2 protein-coding genes are annotated in these 3,910 nt (G+C 57.9%); both read right to left on the bottom strand.

Going from position 1 to position 3,910, the window contains the following annotated elements; genetic code table 11:
• Window positions 1–1,545: molybdopterin-dependent oxidoreductase (locus Q0239_RS17065; protein ID WP_298605096.1), on the bottom strand; the 1,545-nt coding region annotated here is incomplete at its 3' end.
• Between the two features lie 13 nt (window positions 1,546–1,558).
• Window positions 1,559–3,910, bottom strand: a 2,352-nt coding sequence (locus Q0239_RS17060; protein ID WP_298605094.1) for an MFS transporter, incomplete at its 5' end; no start/stop codon positions are given.

Genomic DNA, 3,910 nt, shown 5'->3' with positions numbered 1-3,910 from the left:
CGGAACGCCAGTTATCTTCTCGGCCCAAGCGGGCGTGTAGGGGATGTTATCGGCATAATCATTGCTGACATGTTCACCGCCCAATCCGCGATCCAGACCGTAGTTGGCGCAGAAAAGATCGAATACCGTCGCGACAAATGCCTTGCCATCCTTGGTATCAATCTGCCGCGCGGGAACTCGCCGGTTCAACACATCGGGATGATCGGTGCCCTTGAAATGGTCATGCTCGCGATTACCGAAATAGGGAAAGGCAACGTCAAGTACATCGTCGCGATCGCCATCGAGGATGAAAGTGGTCCGCAGTTTGACGTCGCTACCTGCGCCGTCCTTTTCCTCCAGGTTCCATTTCCCCTGTTCGCCCCAGCGAAAGCCTGCCGATCCGAGCGGTGTCACCAGCTTTCCGCTGGCATCGTCGACCGCAACGGTTTTCCATTCAGGATTGTTCGTCTCACCCAGATTGCCCTTGAGGTCGGAAGCACGGAGCAGTCTTTCGGGCACATAGGCTCCGTTTTTCTCAACCAACCGGACAAGCATCGGGAAATCGGTGTAGCGGCGGCAATAATCGTCGAAATATTCGACCTGCCTGTCGAGATGATATTCGCGCAGGATGACATGGCCGATCGCCATGGCGAGCGCTGCGTCGGTGCCCTGTTTGGGGTTGAGCCACAGGTCGGCAAACTTGGTCGCTTCGGCATAGTCGGGCGAAACCACCGCAACCTTGGCGCCGCGATAGCGGGCCTCGGTCATGAAATGTGCGTCAGGAGTCCGAGTTTGCGGGACATTTGATCCCCACATCATCAGGAAGCCGGCATTGTACCAGTCGGCGCTTTCGGGAACGTCGGTTTGCTCGCCCCATGTCATCGGCGAGGAGGGCGGCAGGTCGCAATACCAATCGTAAAAGGACATGCAGGTGCCGCCTATCAGCGACAGGTAACGCGAGCCGGCAGCGTAGCTGACCATCGACATCGCCGGGATGGGCGAGAAGCCGATGATCCGGTCGGGGCCGTATTTCTTCGCTGTATAGGCGTTGGCGGCGGCGATGATTTCGGTCACCTCGTCCCAATGCGCACGAACAAAACCGCCATGGCCGCGGATGGCGGTATAGCTTTTGCGCTTCTTGTCATCCTCGACGATGGAGGTCCATGCCGCCACCGGGCTCATATTTTTCCGGGCTTCGCGCCACAGGCGGACGAGGCGGGAACGGATAAGCGGATATTTCAGCCGCTGCGCCGAGTAGATGTACCAGCTATAGCTCGCCCCGCGCGGGCAGCCGCGTGGCTCATGATTAGGCAGTTCGGGCCGCGTGCGCGGATAATCGGTTTGCTGCGTCTCCCACGTGATAATCCCGCCCTTGACGTAAATCTTCCACGAGCAGCTACCGGTGCAGTTCACACCATGAGTGGAGCGGACGATTTTGTCGTGCTGCCAACGCTTGCGATAGCCATCCTCCCAGTCGCGTGCTTCGGTGGTAGTCACACCGTGACCGTCAGAAAATGTCTCGCGTTTCCGGTTGAAGAAGGTCAGGCGGTCGAGAAGTTGGCTCATGGTCTTGGCCCTTTCAAGCAGCAGCGAGTTTGGCGCTGGGTGCGCGTTCGATGGAGTGGAGAAGCCCGCCGGGCCTTGTGTAGACAAACCAGGTCAGGGCCGCGCAGGAGGCGTAGAAAATAAGGAAGCCGATCAACGCTCCCATTGGAGAGCCAGTGGCCGCGATTGCGCTGCCAAAGCTCTTCGGGATGAAAAAGGCGCCATAGGCGGCAATCGCCGAGGTGAAGCCGACAATGGCTGCCGATTCCTTTTCCGCCTGCCGCACTTGTTCGGGACGGCTGAGCTCCGGCATTAAGCGCGGGATTTCACTGCGCATGATATTGGGGATCATCTGGAAGGTGGAGGCATTGCCGACGCCCGTCACGAAGAACATGAATATGAAGGCGCCAAGGAAACCCCACCAGTTCCCGGCCTGGAGGAAATACATGACCCCAAGTGTGCCAATCATCATGAAGACGAACACCCAAAGCGTAACGCGTCCTCCACCCCATTTGTCAGACACCCAGCCTGTAGCTGCGCGGCTGATTGCGCCGACCAATGGGCCGAGGAAGACGAATTTCAACACATCGACATCGGGGAACTGATGTTTGGCGAGCAATGGCAGGCCAGCCGAGAAGCCGATGAACGAGCCGAAGGTGCCGGTGTAGAGCCAGCACATCAGCCAGTTATGCTTGCGTTGGAAGATCACCGCCTGCTCGGCAAAGCTGGCCTTTGCATCGGCGATGTCGTTCATTCCGAACCACGCGAGCAGCGAGGATGCGATGATGAACGGGACCCAGATAAAGCCCGCATTTTGCAACCACAGTTCGCCGCCTTCCTTGTTGGGCAGCGGATCACCGCCCATCGCGCCAAACACGCTGGCGGTAATCACCAGCGGGATGATGAACTGCATCACCGAAACGCCCAGATTGCCGAGCCCGGCATTGAGCGCCATCGCATTGCCCTTTTGCGCTTTGGGGAAGAAGAAGCTGATATTCGACATCGACGAGGCGAAATTGCCGCCGCCAAAACCGCACAGCAGTGCCAGCACCAGGAAGATGATGTAGGGCGTGTCCGGGTTCTGTACGGCATAGCCGATGCCGAATGCGGGGATCAGCAATGAAGCTGTGCTCAGCGTGGTCCAAAGCCGTCCGCCGAAAATCGGCACCATGAAGCTGTAGAAGATGCGGAAAGTCGCGCCCGAAAGGCCTGGCAGTGCCGCCAGCCAGAAAAGCTGGTCGGTGGTATATTCAAAGCCGATCAGAGGCAGTTTTGCCACCACCATCGACCATACCATCCACACCGAGAAAGCGAGGAGGAGCGCCGGGATCGAGATGTAGAGATTGCGACGGGCGATGCGCTCGCCGGTTGTTTCCCAGAAATCGCGGTCCTCTGGCTTCCATTCGTCGATTATGCGCGTGCCGCCTGCTTCGTGTCGGGACGGATCGTGCAGATCCGCCATTTCGGGGAATTGTGGTAGGCTGCGCGCATCAATGCCGCTGGCCTTCTGTTCCATCTGCCGGATCGCCATGTGCATCCACACCAGCGCGACGGCGACCAGCGCAAACAACACCATGAAACAGCTCGTCCAGATATTTGTCAGGTCGCTGACGACGCCGAACACGATAGGGAGAACAAACCCGCCAAGGCCGCCCACCATGCCGACCATGCCGCCGACCGAGCCAACATGGTCGGGATAATAAACCGGAATGTGCTTGTAGACAGCGGCCTTGCCCAGCGACATGAAAAAGCCGAGCACAAAAATCGTGATCACGAATGGTATAAGACCCATCGAGGTTGAAAAGGCGATGTCGCCCTTGACCCCGTGGATGACATAGTCGGTCGAAGGATAGCTGAGCATGAACAGGCACAGCATTGATACGCCGAACGTGGCGTACATGATCTTGCGTGCGCCATATTTGTCGGACAGCATCCCCCCATAAGCGCGGAACAGGCTGGCCGACAGCGAGAAGGTGGCTGCCAACATACCGGCAACTTTGATGTCAACCTGATACACTTCGCTCAGATATTTGGGCAGCCACAGTGCCAGCGCGACAAAGGCTCCAAAGACAAAGAAATAGTAGAGCGAGAAGCGCCATACCTGCTGGTGTTTGAGTGGCTCAAGCTGTTCGGCGAGGCTCTTTGGTTTTGCACCGCTGGTGCGGCGTGCTGCCAGATCGGGGTCGTCCTTGGCGAACAGGAAAAACAGTACCGCCATGATACCGAGGCCAACCGCCCAGATCTGCGCTACTGCGGTCCAACCCATTGCCACCATAACAAACGGTGCGATGAATTTGGTAACCGCTGCACCGACATTACCCATGCCGAAAAAGCCCAAAGCGGTGCCCTGTTTTTCCTGCGGGAACCATTTGGATACATAGGCGAC

Origin of the sequence: uncultured Sphingorhabdus sp. (assembly GCF_937872355.1) — a bacterium.
In the GTDB taxonomy this organism is placed as follows: Bacteria; Pseudomonadota; Alphaproteobacteria; order Sphingomonadales; family Sphingomonadaceae; genus Sphingorhabdus_B.
Note: the sequence above shows the minus strand (reverse complement) of the source record. Positions and strands in the feature narration are given on the sequence as shown.